Source organism: Acetonema longum DSM 6540, assembly GCF_000219125.1.
GTDB classification, from domain to species: Bacteria; Bacillota; Negativicutes; order Sporomusales; family Acetonemataceae; genus Acetonema; species Acetonema longum.
This window is the reverse complement of the sequence record NZ_AFGF01000161.1, coordinates 1-485: the sequence shown is the minus strand read 5'-3', so window position 1 is coordinate 485 and position 485 is coordinate 1. Positions and strand designations below refer to the sequence as shown.

General features: G+C 57.3%; 1 protein-coding gene. It reads left to right on the top strand.

The window, feature by feature from the left end; all coding sequences use genetic code 11:
- On the top strand, positions 1–485 hold a 485-nt coding region (locus ALO_RS22545), incomplete at both ends, for a hypothetical protein (protein ID WP_004097441.1).

Here is a 485-nt window from a genome sequence, read left to right as displayed (position 1 = left end):
CGTAAAGCTCTCGGCCAGCGAGATCCTTGCCAAAGCAGGCATTGACATCACCGGCCAGAATGTCAGCATCGAAGCCGCCGACAACACCACCGACACCCACAGCACCTATCAATTCAAACAGACCGGCCTCACCGTCACCGCCGGCAACAGCGTAGTCAGCACCGCCACCCAGGCTGTGAACTCCGTTGAGCGGGCGGCTCAGGTAGAAGACGGCAGACTGGCTGCTCTGCACGGCATCAAAGCCATCGAAACCGGAGACAAAGCCTGGCAGAAAGCCCAAGGGATAGATCCCGACACCGGAGACCCCCTCGACCCCAAAAAAGACAACCCGGCTCAAATCAACCTCAGCGTCAGCATCGGCAGCAGCAAACAAGAAACCGAAACCACCACCCATATCACTAGCACTGTCGGCAGCAGCCTGAAATCTGAGCAGCAGATAACCATCAAAGCCAAAGGCAGCGGAGAAAAAGATGCAGCCGGCAAAG